This is a genomic window from Allobosea sp. LjRoot237 (genome assembly GCF_964253285.1).
Classification (GTDB): domain Bacteria; phylum Pseudomonadota; class Alphaproteobacteria; order Rhizobiales; family Beijerinckiaceae; genus Allobosea.
Genome location: NZ_CAXUQP020000001.1, coordinates 3,221,898 through 3,236,944 on the forward strand (window position 1 = coordinate 3,221,898; position 15,047 = coordinate 3,236,944).

General features: G+C 67.2%; 17 protein-coding genes and 1 pseudogene. 13 read left to right on the forward strand and 5 right to left on the reverse strand.

What is annotated here, in order from left to right:
* Positions 1 to 185: 185 nt before the first annotated feature.
* Positions 186 to 1,070 carry a DMT family transporter gene (locus ACSQ24_RS15665; protein ID WP_436095566.1) on the reverse strand — a complete coding sequence of 295 codons (885 nt, stop codon included), beginning with the start codon at positions 1,068 to 1,070 and terminating at the stop codon, positions 186 to 188.
* A gap of 413 nt (positions 1,071 to 1,483) precedes the next feature.
* Here ACSQ24_RS15665 and ACSQ24_RS15670 point away from each other — a divergent pair, with 413 nt between their 5' ends.
* From ACSQ24_RS15670 to ACSQ24_RS15680, 3 genes are all read left to right on the forward strand, one after another.
* Positions 1,484 to 2,341 (forward strand): YihY/virulence factor BrkB family protein, encoded by an 858-nt coding sequence (locus ACSQ24_RS15670; RefSeq protein WP_436095567.1) that lies wholly within the window; start codon positions 1,484 to 1,486, stop codon positions 2,339 to 2,341.
* A gap of 153 nt (positions 2,342 to 2,494) precedes the next feature.
* On the forward strand, positions 2,495 to 2,761 hold the full coding sequence (locus ACSQ24_RS15675; RefSeq protein WP_436095568.1) for a hypothetical protein: 267 nt from the start codon (positions 2,495 to 2,497) through the stop codon (positions 2,759 to 2,761).
* A 159-nt stretch (positions 2,762 to 2,920) separates the two neighbouring features.
* Positions 2,921 to 3,841, forward strand: a complete 921-nt coding sequence (locus ACSQ24_RS15680; protein WP_436095569.1) for a DMT family transporter — start codon at positions 2,921 to 2,923, stop codon at positions 3,839 to 3,841.
* 10 nt (positions 3,842 to 3,851) lie between these two features.
* Here the strand turns inward: ACSQ24_RS15680 and ccrA are convergent, their stop codons facing one another.
* Entirely contained in the window at positions 3,852 to 5,126 is a 1,275-nt protein-coding gene (gene ccrA / locus ACSQ24_RS15685) for a crotonyl-CoA carboxylase/reductase (RefSeq protein ID WP_436095570.1), read from the reverse strand.
* 177 nt (positions 5,127 to 5,303) lie between these two features.
* On the opposite strand from ccrA, the gene ACSQ24_RS15690 reads away from it, so the two are divergent.
* Positions 5,304 to 5,666: a DUF4180 domain-containing protein gene (locus ACSQ24_RS15690; RefSeq protein ID WP_436095571.1), complete on the forward strand. Its 363-nt coding sequence runs from the start codon at positions 5,304 to 5,306 to the stop codon at positions 5,664 to 5,666.
* Between the two features lie 6 nt (positions 5,667 to 5,672).
* On the opposite strand, the gene ubiG is transcribed toward ACSQ24_RS15690, so the two are convergent.
* Positions 5,673 to 6,422, reverse strand: coding sequence for a bifunctional 2-polyprenyl-6-hydroxyphenol methylase/3-demethylubiquinol 3-O-methyltransferase UbiG (ubiG, locus tag ACSQ24_RS15695; RefSeq protein ID WP_436095572.1), 750 nt, complete (start codon positions 6,420 to 6,422; stop codon positions 5,673 to 5,675).
* Positions 6,423 to 6,554: 132 nt separating this feature from the next.
* On the opposite strand from ubiG, the gene ACSQ24_RS15700 reads away from it, so the two are divergent.
* The 4 genes from ACSQ24_RS15700 to ACSQ24_RS15715 all read left to right on the forward strand — a co-directional run bounded on the left by ACSQ24_RS15700 (position 6,555) and on the right by ACSQ24_RS15715 (position 8,982).
* Entirely contained in the window at positions 6,555 to 6,809 is a 255-nt protein-coding gene (locus tag ACSQ24_RS15700; RefSeq protein WP_436095573.1) for a BrnT family toxin, read from the forward strand.
* On the forward strand, positions 6,802 to 7,110 hold the full coding sequence (locus tag ACSQ24_RS15705; RefSeq protein WP_436095574.1) for a BrnA antitoxin family protein: 309 nt from the start codon (positions 6,802 to 6,804) through the stop codon (positions 7,108 to 7,110). Before ACSQ24_RS15700 ends, ACSQ24_RS15705 begins: the two co-directional genes overlap by 8 nt.
* A 120-nt stretch (positions 7,111 to 7,230) precedes the next feature.
* Positions 7,231 to 8,469, forward strand: a complete 1,239-nt coding sequence (locus ACSQ24_RS15710) for an aspartate kinase (RefSeq protein ID WP_436095575.1) — start codon at positions 7,231 to 7,233, stop codon at positions 8,467 to 8,469.
* A 138-nt stretch (positions 8,470 to 8,607) separates the two neighbouring features.
* A complete protein-coding gene (locus tag ACSQ24_RS15715) occupies positions 8,608 to 8,982 on the forward strand; it encodes a hypothetical protein (RefSeq protein WP_436095576.1) in 375 nt (124 codons plus the stop codon).
* Positions 8,983 to 9,161: 179 nt separating this feature from the next.
* On the opposite strand, the gene ACSQ24_RS15720 is transcribed toward ACSQ24_RS15715, so the two are convergent.
* Together ACSQ24_RS15720 and ACSQ24_RS15725 are read right to left on the reverse strand one after the other, a co-directional pair.
* Complete coding sequence (locus tag ACSQ24_RS15720) at positions 9,162 to 10,751, reverse strand: CHAD domain-containing protein (protein WP_436095577.1); 1,590 nt, start codon at positions 10,749 to 10,751, stop codon at positions 9,162 to 9,164.
* A gap of 115 nt (positions 10,752 to 10,866) precedes the next feature.
* Positions 10,867 to 11,010: pseudogene (locus ACSQ24_RS15725) on the reverse strand (phytanoyl-CoA dioxygenase); the annotation flags it as partial.
* Between the two features lie 144 nt (positions 11,011 to 11,154).
* Here ACSQ24_RS15725 and ACSQ24_RS15730 point away from each other — a divergent pair.
* The 5 genes from ACSQ24_RS15730 (at position 11,155) to ACSQ24_RS15750 (ending at position 14,931) form a co-directional block, all read left to right on the forward strand.
* Positions 11,155 to 11,895, forward strand: a complete 741-nt coding sequence (locus ACSQ24_RS15730; protein ID WP_436095578.1) for a metallophosphoesterase family protein — start codon at positions 11,155 to 11,157, stop codon at positions 11,893 to 11,895.
* Positions 11,896 to 12,021: 126 nt separating this feature from the next.
* Positions 12,022 to 13,176 carry a serine/threonine-protein kinase gene (locus ACSQ24_RS15735; RefSeq protein WP_436095579.1) on the forward strand — a complete coding sequence of 385 codons (1,155 nt, stop codon included), beginning with the start codon at positions 12,022 to 12,024 and terminating at the stop codon, positions 13,174 to 13,176.
* A complete protein-coding gene (locus ACSQ24_RS15740) occupies positions 13,167 to 13,424 on the forward strand; it encodes a universal stress protein (RefSeq protein WP_436095580.1) in 258 nt (85 codons plus the stop codon). Before ACSQ24_RS15735 ends, ACSQ24_RS15740 begins: the two co-directional genes overlap by 10 nt.
* Positions 13,421 to 13,648, forward strand: a complete 228-nt coding sequence (locus ACSQ24_RS15745) for a type II toxin-antitoxin system ParD family antitoxin (protein ID WP_436095581.1) — start codon at positions 13,421 to 13,423, stop codon at positions 13,646 to 13,648. The genes ACSQ24_RS15740 and ACSQ24_RS15745 overlap by 4 nt, the downstream gene beginning before the upstream one ends.
* Positions 13,649 to 13,890: 242 nt before the next feature.
* On the forward strand, positions 13,891 to 14,931 hold the full coding sequence (locus tag ACSQ24_RS15750; RefSeq protein ID WP_436095582.1) for a phosphotransferase family protein: 1,041 nt from the start codon (positions 13,891 to 13,893) through the stop codon (positions 14,929 to 14,931).
* The last annotated feature ends 116 nt before the right edge of the window (positions 14,932 to 15,047 follow it).

Here is a 15,047-nt window from a genome sequence, read left to right on the forward strand (position 1 = left end):
GCACAAGCCCTCCCCCCGCTTGCGGTGGGGAGGGTTGGGTGGGGGGCAGTGCCGCTCGGCACTGAACTAGACAGATGGTCGAACCCTGCTTTCCGGCCCCCCATCCCTAACCCTTCCCCACCGCAAGCGGGGGGACGGGATGTGTCCAACCTTCAAGCGACCGCCTCGAGCTTGCGGAAGCAGTGCTATTTGCGGCTGGCGAGCACGACGCCGAATACGGCGACCGCCATGCCGACGAGCTGGATCGGAGTCAGCGTCTCGCCGAAGAGCAGCCAGGCTTCGACCGCGACTGCCGGCGGCACGAGATAGAGGAAGGTCGCGATGCGCGAGACCTGCCCCCGGCGGATCAGCACGAGATAGAGGCCGATTCCACCGAGCGAGAGCGCCAGCACCGACCAGGCCAGGACCAGGCCCATGGTCAGGTTCCACTCGATCCGCATCGGCTCGAGCAGCCAGGCGAAGGGCAGCGTGAACAGGAAGGCGGCGATGTACTGCACCGCCGTCACCGTGCGCAGGTCGCCCTCGACGATGCGCGCCTTCTGCCAGAACGAGCCGAAGGTGACGGCGAACATGCCGACGACGTTGACGATGATCGGCAAGGCGATGGCGGACAGCGCCTCGGGCGAGACGCCGACCAGCTTCGGCTCCAGCACCAGCGCGACGCCGATGAAGCCGAAGACGACGCCGAGCCAGCGGATCGGCGAGATGTGCTCGCGCACGATCAAGGGCGCGAACAACGCGGTGAGCACCGGTTGCAAACCGGCGATCAGCCCGGAGACGCCGGCCGGCAGCCCGTGGCGCACCGCCCACCAGACGCCGCCGAGATAGATCGCGTGCAGCAGGATGCCGGCAATGGCGCAATCGATGATGGCGCGCCGGCTCTTCGGCCAGGGCGCCCCGAGCGCGAAGGCGAGCGCGGCGAGCGCAAGACCGGCACAGGCGAAGCGCACCGAAAGGAAGGTCAGCGCGTCGGAATAGCGCGCCGAATAGCCGGCGACGATCCAGCCGCTCGACCAGAGGAAGACGAAGAGCGCCGGCGACAGGCGCAGGAAGAGTGGGGAATCGAACATTGCGGCAACCTTCTAGGCGCCTGATAGGCCGGAAGGGGGCCGTTGTCGTCGCCATGGACGCCGTGACGGCATGTTCGGGATGCGCCCCTCTCCCTTCTCCCGCAAGGATTCCTCTGCGAAAGGGCCGGTCGCCTGAACTCCTCCCTTCCCCCTTGTGGGGAAGGGTTGGGGATGGGGGTGGTGCCGCTTGGCGATCGTCGGCAGAAAATGGGGCTGGCAGCAGCGACAGCGCCATCAGAGTTTGTCGATCGCTCCGGCTTTTCGACCCCCACCCCTGCCCCTCCCCACAAGGGGGAGGGGTTCGCGTGTCTTGGTCTGCTTTCGCGGAGGTGCCTGCGAAGAGAGAAGCGGGCGCTGCCCTTGCCAGCCGCTTCGAAGCAGCGACAATCAGCGCCCTGTCCTCCGAGACCCGCATGTCGCTCCCTTCCGCCCCCGCCCTCGCCTTCGAGCGCTTCATCGCCCATGACGGCTGGGCGATCGCCAGCCACATCGCCCTATCGGTGCTGATGTCGCTGTTCCCGTTCCTGATTATCGTCACCGCGCTCGGCGGCTTCTTTGGCTCGCAGGCCGCGGCCGACGAAGCCGCGCAATTGCTGCTCGAGGCCTGGCCGCGCGAAGTCGCCGAGCCGATCGCCCGCGAGGTCCGCTCGGTGCTGACCGCAGTGCGCAAGGACGCGCTGACGCTCGGTGCGATCCTGGCGCTCTACTTCTCATCGTCGGGGGTCGAGGCTGTCAGGATCGGGCTCAACCGCGCCTACGAGGCCTATGAATGGCGCAGCTGGTGGCGCACGCGACTGGAATCGATCGCCTATGTGATCGGGGGCGCGGTCTTCATGCTCGCCTTCTCGTTATTGGTCGTGCTCGGCCCGCTGCTCTGGCGCGGCATCGTCGGCTTCGCGCCGGCGCTGGCGCCGCTCGGCTTCCTGCTCGCCTTCCTGCGGATCGCGGGCGCGACCGTGCTGATCGTGCTGGCGCTCAGCGTCGCGCACAAGCTGCTGCCAGCCCGGGCCCCGCATATCGGCGCGATGTGGCCGGGCATCCTGATGACGCTGGTGGTCTGGCTGATCGGCGGCATCGCCTTCGGCTGGTACCTCGATTCCTTCGCCGGAGCCTATGTCACCACCTATGCCGGCCTCGCCACTGCGATGATCGCGCTCGTCTTCCTGTATTGGTTGGCGGCGATCTTCCTCTATGGCGCCGAGCTCAACGCCGCGATCGCGCTGAGCCGGGCGCCGGAGAAGTCGCCGGGGGATGTGCTGGCCGAGTTGTGAACCATCGTCCACCGCAGGGGGTGCCAAGCGGCCGGAAGCGGCGCGAGAGGCTCTGTTGTGAACTGCCGTTCAAGCCGGCCGGTTGACTGGTCCAGCCCGCGCGCAACCTATCGCGGCGCCGCCGGACGAGGCGGTCACCGATGAGGTTTCACCATGACATTCAAGCTTTCGGCGCTGCTCCTGGCTGGCAGCGTGCTGGCGAGCGCGGCCGCCTTCGCGCAGAGCGCCGACGACAAGAAATGGGTCAACCAGTGCCTGAGCGACAACAAGGACGCGAAGGTCGCGGCCAGCGTCGTCAACACCTATTGCACCTGCATGAACGGCAAGATGAGCGACAACGAGACCCGCTCGATCACGCAGTGGGAGAAAGCCAACCCGAACGCCCGCAAGGCCTGCGAGCAGCAATCCGGCTGGAACTGAGCAGGCCTGGACGCCGAGGCGGCCGGTCCATTGGGCTGGCCGCTTCGTTTAGGCGGCGTGCCGAAAGCATGTCGTCGCCGTTTCCGAAATCGGACTTTCAATGATAGCGGCGCTTGTTGCACGATCAGCCTCCCGCAGAGGCAGCAATCGAGTGTCCAGATGTCGCAGGTGCTGCCCGGCCAACCCTCACCTTCCCTGCCCGGCGGCACGGCGCTGCTGCTCGGGCAGATGCTGCTCTGCTCCTGCCTGTGGGGCTCGTCCTTCCTGCTGATGAAGCTGATCGGCGCGGAGATCTCACCGCTGGCGCTGACCGCCTTGCGCGGTTTGATGGGCGCGGCCCTGCTCGGGCTCTGGCTCGCCTCGCGCGGCGAGAACGTGCTGCCACAAGGCCGTGAATGGCGCGACTGGGCGGTGCTCGGCCTGCTGCAGGGCGCGATCCCGAACACACTGACCGCCTATGCACTGACCCAGATCACGGCCTCGCTGACCTCGCTGATCCAGGCCTGCACGCCGCTGATCGTCGCCATGCTGGCACATCTGCTATTCGCCGACGAGCGCCTCTCGGCCAAGCGCGCCATCGGCGTGCTGATCGGCTTCTCCGGCATGGCGATCCTGCTCGGTCCCGCCGCCTTCGCCTCGGGCACGCCAAGCGCGATGGGCACGCTTGCCATGGCCGTGACAGCGCTGAGCTATGCGCTCGGCAACCTCTATGTTCGCGGCATCCCGAAGGTTCAGCCGGGTCGGCTCGCGCTCGGCCAGCAGGTCTTTTCGGGATTGCCGACGCTCGTCCTTGTGCTCGGCCTCTCCGGTCCGGCCGCCTTCGCCGCCGCACCCGGTCTTGCCCTGCCACTGCTGGCGCTAGGGATCTTCGCCACCGCGCTGCCGATCCTGCTCTACATGATGATCCTGCGCAGCGCCGGGCCGGTGCTCGGCTCGATGAACGGCTATCTCGTGCCGTTCTGGACGATCCTGATGGGCGTCACGCTGCTCGGCGAAAGTGTCGGCCTGCGCGAGATCGCAGGCGGCCTCGTGGTGCTGGCCGGCCTCGTCATCGTCTCGCTGACGCGCAAGCGAGGCTGAGGCGGGCCGCTCAGCCCTCCAGCGCCTCGGCCACGTCCTCATAGGTGCGCAGGCCGGTGCGCGGAGCGTAGACCAGCACAGCCATGTTGCCGGGCGCATGCTCGTTCTTCCACATCTTGTGATGGGCGAGCGGGATCTTGTCCCAGGGGAAGACCTCGGACATGCACGGGTCGACGCGGCGGTCGAGCACGAACTGGTTGGCGGCCGAGGCCTGCTTGAGATGGGCGAAATGCGAGCCCTGCACCCGCTTCTGCCGCATCCAGACATAGCGGGCGTCGAAGGTGATGTTGAAGCCGGAGGTGCCGGCGCAGAACACGATCATGCCGCCGCGCTTGGCGACGAGGCAGGAGACCGGGAAGGTCGCCTCGCCCGGATGCTCGAAGACGATGTCGACATCCTTCTTGCCGGTGATGTCCCAGATCGCCTTGCCGAACTTGCGGGCCTCCTTGGTCCAGTCGTTGTATTCGGGCGAATTGACCGTGGGCATCTGGCCCCAGCAGTTGAAGTCCTTGCGGTTGATCACGCCCTTGGCGCCGAGGCCGAGCACGTAATCGCGCTTGCTCTCGTCCGAGATCACGCCGATCGCATGGGCGCCCGAGGCCGCGCAGAGCTGCACGCCGAAGACGCCGAGGCCGCCCGAGGCGCCCCAGATCAGCACGTTGTCGCCCGGCTTGATCGTGTGCGGGGCGTGGCCGAAAAGCATGCGGTAAGCGGTCGCCAGGGTCAGCGTATAGCAGGCCGATTCCTCCCAGGAGAGATGCTTCGGCTTCAGCATCAACTGGCGTGACTGCACCCGGCAGAACTGGGCGAAAGAGCCGTCCGGCGTCTCATAGCCCCAGATGCGCTGCGAGGAGGAGAACATCGGGTCGCCGCCATTGCACTCCTCGTCGTCGCCGTCGTCCTGATTGCAATGGACGATGACCTCGTCGCCGACCTTCCAGCGCTTCACCTTGGAGCCGACCGCCCAGACGATGCCGGAGGCATCGGAGCCGGCGATGTGGAGCTGGCCCTTGTGGACGTCGAAGGGCGAGATCGGCTGGCCGAGGCCGGCCCAGATGCCGTTGTAGTTGACGCCGCCGGCCATCACGAGGAGCAGCACCTCCTCCTCACCGATCGACCAGGTCGGCACCACCTCGACCTTGAAGCTGTCCTGCGGCGGGCCATGGCGCTCGCGGCGGATCGTCCAGGCGTACATGTTGGCCGGGACATGGCCGAGCGGCGGCAATTCGCCGAGCTCGTAGAGATCCTTCAGGGCCGGCTTCGCGACTGGTTGCAGCTTCGACATTCGCTCTCTCCCTTTGTCGCCACGCCTCATTCCGGCGGCGTTGCCGGCATCATGCAGACCATTGCTGCACTGCGCCATACGCCTATCGAATTATGCCGCAGCGCAAAAAACAAGAGAAAAAGGCAGCCGGTACTCTCCACGCTTGCCTCGCGCCGACACTATAGCGATATCGCCGCCATGGACATGATTCGAGAGCTTCACGGCACGATCGTGCTGATATGCGCCGAGGACGGCCCGCCGCTCGCAGCCGAGCGCGACATCAACGACTTCCTCGGCGCGGCCTGGGCGGCTGAGGCGACGATGGTGGCGATCCCGGTCGCGCGGCTCGATCCCGCCTTCTTCCAGCTCGCGACGCGGCTCGCCGGCGAGGTCGCGCAGAAATTCGTCAATTACCGGATGCGCCTGACGATCATTGGCGACATCTCCGCCCATTGCGCGCAAAGCAAGGCCCTGCGCAACTTCGTCTACGAGAGCAACCAGGGGCAGGCACTCTGGTTCGTCAACGACCTCGCGGCGCTGGAGGCTCGCCTCGCGGCCTGAGGGCGATCAGGCCGGGCGGGCGGCCGCCAGCATGTAGTTGACGTCGAGATCGCGCGAGCGCGACCAGCGGTCGGCCAGCGGATTGTAGGCGACACCCTCGCGGGCGAAGACCGAGAGCCCGCCGGTCTCGATCGCCGCTTCCAGCTCGTCCGGCGTGACGAACTTCTCCCAATCATGCGTGCCACGAGGCAGCCAGCGCAGGATGTATTCGGCGCCGACAATGGCGAGTGCATAGGATTTCAGCGTGCGGTTGAGCGTCGCCATGACGAGCAGACCGCCCGGCTTCACCGCGGCGCAGCAGGAGGCGACGAAGGCCTCGACATCGGCGACGTGCTCGACCACCTCCATGGCGAGCACGATGTCGAACCGTGCACCCGAGGCGACGACCGACTCGATCGTCTCCTCGCGATAATCGACCGCAACGCCGGCCTTCTGCGCATGCGCCCGTGCCACGGCGATATTGGTCGTTGCGGGGTCGAGCCCCGTCACCCGCGCGCCCAGGCGCGCCAGCGGCTCGGAGAGCACGCCGCCGCCGCAGCCGATATCGACGATGCTCAGATCCTTCAGCGCCTGCAGCGATTTCGGATCGCGCCCCTGCCGTTCGCAGACGAGGTCGCGGATGAAGGCGAGCCGCACCGGATTGAACTTGTGCAGCACCGCCATCGGCCCCTTCGGGTCCCACCAGCTCCTGGCCAGCGCGTCGAAGCGCGCGACCTCGGCGGGGTCGATGGTGGAGGCGCTCGCGGCGGCAGCCATGCGTGATCCTTCCTGCGGGACCGGCTGATGTGCCGGCAATCTGTCTGGACCTCTACACCCGCAACAAAAGACAGGCGAGCGTGACGCGCACGCCCTTGTCATCGCGCTGCCCATATCGTATATACGAGTTTGATGAAGATCGTCTGGGATGAGCCGAAGCGGCTCGCGAACATCGCCAAGCACCAGCTCGATTTTGCCGCGCTCGACCTCGACTATTTCTTGCGGGCGGTGGTTTTGCCGGGACATTCCGGGCGGATGCGAGCCATTGGCGTCTATGAGGGCGCGCTTGTGACAGCTGTCATCTTTGTACCTCTCGGCTCGGAAGCCATCTCGGTGATCAGTATGCGCCCCGCCAATCCCAAGGAAAGGAGGCATCTGAATGCCTAAACTCCAAAAGGAATTTGTCCCGGGCCAAGGCTACAGCAAAGAGGATTGGGATGCGGTCTCCGACAATCCGGAATGGACCAAGGAGGATTTCCGCAGAGCTCGTCCTTTTTCCGACGTCTTTCCTGACCTAGCCGCCACCTTCAGGGAAGAGGTTCGTAAACGCGGTCCAATCCGAACCAAGGAAGCGATCTCGATTCGGCTCGATATGGATCTCGTCGAGAAGCTCCGAGCGACCGGACCCGGCTGGCAGTCGCGGGTCAATGACGCACTGCGCGAGTGGCTCAAGAAGAACGCCGCATAAAGGCGCGCCGCATTGACAGCACCGCCTGCGCCCGGCATGGACACGCGCCCTTCGCTTGGCGCGAGGGCGCTATTTGTCCCGGCGCCGCGCCGGGCCCGTTGCTGAGAGCTCTTGGACGTCATGGCCCGTCTGGTGATGAAATTCGGCGGCACTTCGGTCGCCACTGTCGAGCGCATCAAGAACGCGGCCCGCCACGTCAAACGCGAATTCGACGCCGGCAACCAGGTCGCGGTCGTGGTCTCGGCGATGTCGGGCAAGACCAACGAGCTCGTCGCCTGGGCCAAGGAAGCTTCGGCGCTGCACGATCCGGCGGAGTACGACGTCGTCGTCGCCTCGGGCGAGCAGGTCACCTCCGGGTTGATGGCGATCGTGCTGCAGGAGATGGGCCTCCCCGCCCGCTCCTGGCAGGGCTGGCAGGTCCCGCTCTACGGCTCGGACGCGCATGGCTCGGCCCGCATCGAGGGCGTCGACGGCGCCGGCATCCTCGCCGGCTTCGACCGCAACCGCGAGATCGCGGTCTGCTCCGGCTTCCAGGGCATCAACCCGCGCAGCCACCGCATCGTCACGCTCGGCCGCGGCGGCTCGGACACCAGCGCAGTCGCGCTCGCCGCCGGCCTCAAGGCCGATCGCTGCGACATCTACACCGATGTCGACGGCGTCTATACGACCGACCCGCGCGTCGTGCCGAAGGCCCGGCGCATGGACAAGGTCTCGTTCGAAGAGATGCTGGAGATGGCCTCTCTCGGCTCGAAGGTGCTGCAGGTGCGCTCGGTCGAGATCGCCATGGTCCAGCGCGTGCCGACCTATGTGCGCTCCTCCTTCGACGACCCCGACAATCCCAATCCAGGCACCCTCATCTGCGACGAGGACGACATCGTGGAACAGCAGATCGTCACCGGCATCGCGTTCTCGCGCGATGAAGCCCAGATCACGCTCCGGCGTGTCGCCGACAAGCCCGGCGTCGCTGCGGCGATCTTCGGGCCGCTCGCCGACGCCAACATCAATGTCGACATGATCATCCAGGTCGTTTCCGACGATCAGGCGACCACCGACATCACCTTCACCGTGCCGACCGCCGATTACGAGCGCGCCAAGGGCCTGCTCGAATCGAAGCACGACAGCATCGCCTACCAGGACATCCAGGGCGCGACCGACGTGGTGAAGATCTCCGCGATCGGCGTCGGCATGAGGAGCCATGCCGGCGTCGCGGCGCGCGCCTTCCGGGCGCTGGCCGAGAAGGGCATCAACATCCGCGCCATCACCACCTCCGAGATCAAGTTCTCGGTGCTGATCGATGCCGCCTATACCGAGCTCGCGGTCCGCACCCTGCACTCGCTCTACGGGCTGGACGCGGCCTGAGTTTTGTGGCGGGGCGCGTGGTCATCGCCTCGTCAGCGCCGCCATATGGTCACGAAATGACCTGATCGCCTTCAGCCTCTGATCCCATTTCTGGGGTCAGATAGCTTCCTCATCCGCAACCGATGGAAGGAAGCTCCCATGCGCATGATCACGATCGCCGCTGCAGGCGCCGCCGCCATTCTGGCCGGCGCGGCCAATGCCCAGGCCCCCTCGACGGAACGCCCCTCGACCAAACCGCCCGCCTCGTCGCAGGAAGCCCCGGCGACCGCGCCGACGATCACGTCGGTCAAGGTGGTCGAGCTCGACGAGCTCCCCGAGGCCAGCAAGGCGCAGGTGAACCAGCTGGTCGCGACCCGCACCGCGGACGAACTCGAGAAGCTGCGTCAGGCCATCGAGAAGGCGCCAGCCGTGAAATCCGCCATCGAGGCGAAGGGCTTCTCGTCGCGTGACGTCGTGCTCGCCCAGGTGAACAACGAGGGCGAATTGACGATCGTGACAAGGAAGGCCGGCTGATCGGATTCGGCTCTCAAGCATGTGGATTTCACGCGGAATCACACACCGTTATCCTGGACAAGCGGCGAAGCCGCGCAGGTCCGGGATCCATCGTAAGGCACCGAACTCTACGATGAATCCCGGGACGCCCTTTGGGCGCCCAGGATGACGATGGTGGTTCCGTGTAAAGTCCGCACGCTCTAGGTCCAGAACGGCGTCGTCGCCTCGAACCTGCGCCAGCGCTTCTTGAGCCCGCGGCCGGCCTCGATGGTCTGGCGGCACTGCCAGCCATGCACGGCGCCGGCGGCGAACTGGAGCTCCGACCCGATCGCCTTGCCGCCGCGCAAATCCGCGAGCAGATGCTGCGTTGTCGCCGCGTCGTTGGCGAGGCCGAGCGCGTCCTGCAGCCGCGACAGCCGAGCGAGATATTTGCGCGCCTGCCCGCCGTCATGAAGCGGCAGGAAGAACTCGGTGGTGTAGCGCAGCTTCTTCAATGCCAGCCGCAGCTCGTGGCGCGCCTCGGGATGGAGGCTGCCGAAGCCACGACCGCGCTTCAGTGCCTTGCGATGGGTTCGCGCCAATACGCGTCCTGAGAAATCGGTGGCCGGCTCGGCCAGCACCGCCATGGTCTCGCTGGCGAGGCCGCTCCGCCAGCCGCGGCGCTCGATCAGGGCACCGAAGGACAGAAGGAAGCGGCTCGTGCGCGCATCCGCCAGCCGCTCCTCGACGGCGGCATAGCTTTTGGCCTGGTGCGGCTCGGCTGCCGTCCGAAGCACCGAGAGCCCCGCATCGTCGAGGCCCCCGGCCTCGATATCCGGCACGGTCTGGGTGATGAAGACGTCCCAGTTGCGCGCCGGCCCAAGGACATGGCCGAGGCGCTTCGCCTCCTGCCCGATCGGCACAAGGGCGGGCGATGCGACCTCGCGCTTGAAGATCGCGAGCGCCGAGCGCAGGCGACGCAGCGACACGCGTAGCTGATGCACGGCCTCAGGCCCCGAGCGCGCAGCGACGGGTGCGAGATTGCCGAGCAGTTGCTTGTAGGTGTTGCCGAGGATCGCGGCGATCGCCGCATCGGCATTGTCCTGCTCTGTGATCTCGACCGGCTTCGCCTTGACCGCCCGCGGCAGGCGCGAGAAGGCGAGACCATAACCGCGCGCCGACTTGCTCTGCGTCTCGAGCCGCAGCGGTGCGACTTCGAGCAAGGCGAGCCCGAACTCGTAGAGCACCGCCGCTTCGCCCTCTTTCAGTTCGAGTTCGACCTCGCTGACCGGCAGGCTGTTCTCGCCGGCCTCGATCGTGCCGTCGTCGAAGGCGATCTCGATCAGCGCGCCGGCATAGTCGAGCCTGCGCACGCGCCGCCTGATGCGGGTGGCGAAGACCGGAGCGAGCTGGCCGGCCGACAGGCTGGCAAGCGGTTCGCCGATCTCGGCGAGCGGGAGCAGAGTGAGGTCGAGCGTGCCGTCCGGCAGCGCGACCTCCCATTCGTCGCGCGCCAGGGGACTGCCAGAGCCCGACCGCTTCAGCGTCTGGACATGGCGCTTGCCGCTGCGGCGCACACGCAGCGACAGGCCGTTGCGGTCGAGCAGACGGTCGGGCGTGTCGTAATAGACCGCATCGAGCCGGCGGGTGACGCCCTGGTTACGGGCATGGCGCGCGATCAGCTCAGCGCCGCGCAAGGTCTCCAGCGCGGCGGGTGACGCGGCCAGCTTCAGCTCGATCTCGCGCGGCGGCTGCTTCTGCGGCGCGGAAGGCGCGGCGTCGTCAGACTGGGCGACTTCATCTCTCGGCACGGCGTCCAAGGCTTCTCTCCACTGGGCGGTGCGTGAGCCGAGACAGTAGCGTCGCCGGCAGCAGCTTGTCACCACTTCGCCCGGGGACGATGCGCCGGGCGAAGTGGCGCGGGCGTCAGAACGCCTGTCGGATCGCGGCTTCAACCGGCGAGTAGGCGCCGTCCGGCCGGTCGAGGCTGAGCGGCTCGCGCGGCAGCAAGGGCGGCTGCGCCATGAAGCGCGGCGTCGTGCCGCGATGCAGCTGCGCCGCGTGCACCAGACCGCCATCCCTAACCCTTCCCCACCGCAAGCGGGGGGAAGGGAATAGCCCCGCGGATCCCCGCCTGAGCCAAAAGGCGCGCTGGCCAAGCCGGCGGCGGCGCTGTCACGATGCAGCCTTCCCGGATTCGGGGCTGGACACTGAATGCGGATCGCCATCCTCTCCGACATCCATGCCAACCGCGAGGCGTTCGAGGCGGTGCTGGCGGCCGTGCGCCGGCTCGCCCCGGACCGGCTGGTGCTGCTCGGCGACATCGTCGGCTACGGCCCCGAGCCCGGTTTCTGCGTCGATGCGGCGCGCGAACTCGTCGCTGCCGGAGCCCTCTGCATCCGCGGCAATCATGACGAAGCGGCCGTGCACGGCCCCACCGGCATGACGCCGAATGCGCATGAGGCGGCGCTGTGGACCAGGGCGCGGCTCAGCGCTGAGCAGAGCGCCTTCCTGGGCGGCCTGCCGCTGGCCGCGCAGCTCGACGGCGTGCTCTTCGTCCATGCCAGCGCCCGCGATCCCGCCGCCTGGCACTATGTCCGCGACCTCAGAAGCGCCGATGCCTGCCTCGCAGCGACGGAGGCGCAGACGGTGGTCTGCGGCCACACCCATCTGCCGGCGATCTTCTACGCCAGGACCGGTCGCGAACCGGTGGCCTTCATCCCCTTACGCAACGTGGCTGCGCCGCTCTCGGGCGTGCACCGGCATGTCGTCGTGGTCGGCGCCGTCGGCCAGCCGCGCGACGGCGATCCGGCCGCCTGCTTTGCCCTGCTCGATACGCAGGCGCGCGAGGTCACCATTGCGCGCGTGCCCTATGACACGCAGGAAACCGCGCGGAAGATCAAGGCAGCCGGCCTGCCGGACTGGCTCGGCCTGCGCCTGCAGATCGGCAGATAGAGCAGGATGCGAAAAAGTGGGAACCGGTTTTTCGCATGAATCCTGCTCTACACTCTTAGAATCGATCACGTTTATGATTTTGGATCGCTTCGATCCAAAATCATAAACGTGATCTAGGGGAACGGGATGGAACGGCCCGGGATCGGCACGGTCATCGACGGCTTCACGCTCACCGAGCGATTGAAAGCCGGGGGCATGGCGACGCTCTGGCGCGCTACCCACCCCGATCATCCCGGCCCGCTCGTCCTGAAGATCCCGGTTCTCGACCCCGGCGCCGACGTTTCGGCCATCGTCGGCTATGAGACCGAGGTGCTGATCCACAAGCGCCTGGTCGGCCCGCATCTGCCGCGCTTCATCGCGTCGGGCGATCTCGCCCGTCTCCCCTATATCGCCATGGGTTTCGTCACCGGCGAGAGTCTGGCGGAGCGGATCAGGCAGGCGCCCCTGCCCTTCGCCGAGGTCCAGCGTATCGGCATCGCGATCGCGGTCGCGCTCGCCGATCTGCACCGGCAGAACGTGGTCCATCTCGACCTCAAGCCCGAGAACGTGATCCTGACCGACAAGGGCGCGGTGCTGCTCGATTTCGGCCTCGCCCGCCATGCCGAGCTGCCCGACCTGCTCGGCGAGGAAAGCCGCGAGCCGATGGGGACATCAGCCTATATCGCGCCCGAGCAGGTGCTGGGCGAGCGCTCCGACCCGGCGAGCGACCTCTTCGCGCTCGGCTGCCTGCTCTACCAGATGGCTTCGGGCGAGGAGCCGTTCGGGCGGCCCAGAACCGTGCCCGGCATGAAGCGGCGGCTCTATCACGCGCCCAAACCGTTGCGCGCCGTCAACGAGCAGGCGCCGGCCTGGCTCGAGGAGATCGTCTCCCGCTGCCTCGAGGTCGATCGTGGCCGGCGCTATGCCGATGCCGGCAAACTCGCTTTCGACCTGCGCCATCCCGAGCAGGTCACGGTCTCGCGCAGGCGACGAACCGCCGAGGAGCGCGGCCTCGGCAAGCGGCTGGTCGACCTGTTCCAGAAGCGCGACGAGGCCGATATCACCGGCGCGCCGACGGTGGCGCGGCGCAGGGCCGGCCCCTCGATCGTGCTGACCGCCGTCGATCTGTCGGACGGGCCGGACGCGCTCGCGGCTGCGATCCTGGCCGAGACCAGCCGGCTGCTGGCGACACGGCCGGACTCCTCCCTCGCCTGCCTGACGGTGCTCAGGACCGAGATCATCGGCGAGACCAGGACCGTCGATGCGGAAGCTCGCTTTATATCGGCCGGCTGGTGGCGCTGAAGGACTGGGCGCGGCCGCTGCATTTGCCTGAGGACCGGGTCAGCTACCATGTCATCGAGGCGGTCAGCCCCGCCGACGCGATCCTGCGCTATGCTGAGCACAACGACATCGACCATATCGTGCTCGGCGCCCGCGCCTCCTCGCCGCTGCGCCGTCATCTCGGCAGCGTCTCGACCAAGGTCGTAGCGGAGGCGCTGTGCTCGGTCTCGGTGGTCCGGGTGAAGGGCGGGGCGGAGGAGGACAGATGAAGAAAGCCAAATCCGTATCGGGCGAGCCTGCGAGCGAGAACGAGGTCATCCAGAACGGGCGGCGTACCGCCGTGCGTAATGGGGTCATCGACAGATGGATGCGTAAAGAAGTCCTCCCGATCTACGACGCAATCGCGGCGCGACGTAGCAACGCCGTATCGGCAAACGAAGCTTGGGCGAGGATTGCAGCGCATATCGGCAGCGGAAAGAGAAGCGGCGGATGAACAGCGACCGCCGCTCGTGAGGCGCGCCCGCCCTCCCCCCGCTTGCGGTGGGGAGGGTTGGGTGGGGGGCAGCGCCGCTCGGTGCGACATCGAAGAATCGTCGAATGCTGCTTTGCGGCCCCCCATCCCTAACCCTTCCCCACCGCAAGCGGGGGGAAGGGAATGAGCCCGATCTTCAAACGATTGCCCGCCATGTCCCAGCCGCGTTGACCTCCCCGTCTCTCCTTCCGAATATGCCGGCCATGCCGGCCGCCCCCTCCATCCCGCCCGAATTCGATCCCGCCCGGCTGGAGGCCTTCCTGCGTTCCGCCCTGCCGGGCCGTGCCGCCGGGAACATGGCGATCGAACGGATCGGTGGCGGCCAGTCGAACCCGACCTTCTTCGTCTCCTATCCCGATGCCGGCACGCGGCTCGTCCTGCGCAAGAAACCGCCGGGGCCGTTGTTGCCTTCGGCCCATGCGGTCGAGCGCGAATACCGCATCCTCAGGGCGCTCGCCGGCTCGGCCGTGCCGGTGCCGCCCGTCCTGCTGCTGCATGAGGCCGACGACGTCGTCGGCACGCCGTTCTACCTGATGGAGCGGCTGGAGGGCCGCGTCTTCCACGACACCGCCCTGCCCGGCGTCACGCCTGACGAGCGGCGCGCCATGTATTTCGCCATGGCCGAGACGCTCGCCGCGCTGCACGGCTTCGACTGGCAGGGCGCCGGCCTCGCCGATTTCGGCAAGCCCGGCAACTACTATGCCCGCCAGCTCACGCGCTGGGGCCGGCAATGGCGTGAGACCAGGACACGCGAGATCCCGGCGATCGACCGGCTGATCGACTGGCTCGGTTCAAACCTCGACGAGACGCCGGACACGACCATCGTCCATGGCGATTTCCGCCTGGGCAACCTGATGTTCGCTCCATCAGAGCCGCGCATCGTCGCGGTGCTCGACTGGGAGCTCTCGACGCTCGGCCACCCGCTCTCCGACGTCGCCTTCTCCTGCCTGCCCTGGCATTCGACGCCATCCATGTATGCCGGCATCGTCGGGCTCGATCGCGAGGGCCTCGGCATCCCGACGCAGGACGAATACATCGCCCGCTATTGCGCCGCTGCCGGGCGGGCTGAGGGGCCGGGGCGCTTCCATATCGCCTTCTCGCTGTTCCGCTTCGCCGTCATCCTCGACGGCATCGCAGCAAGGGCGAAGACCGGCAATGCCGCCGCCGAGAACGCCGTCGCCGTCGGCGCGATGGCGGAGAGTTTTGCGCAGCGCGCGGAAGCGTTGGTCGAGGCGTCACGATGAAGGGTGCGGGGAACCCTTCTCCCGTGTGGTTTCTTCTGCGAAGGGCGCGCGGGTGGAAAACCCCTCCCCCTTGTGGGGAGGGGAAGGGGTGGGGGTCGCAAAGCCGGAGCGATCGG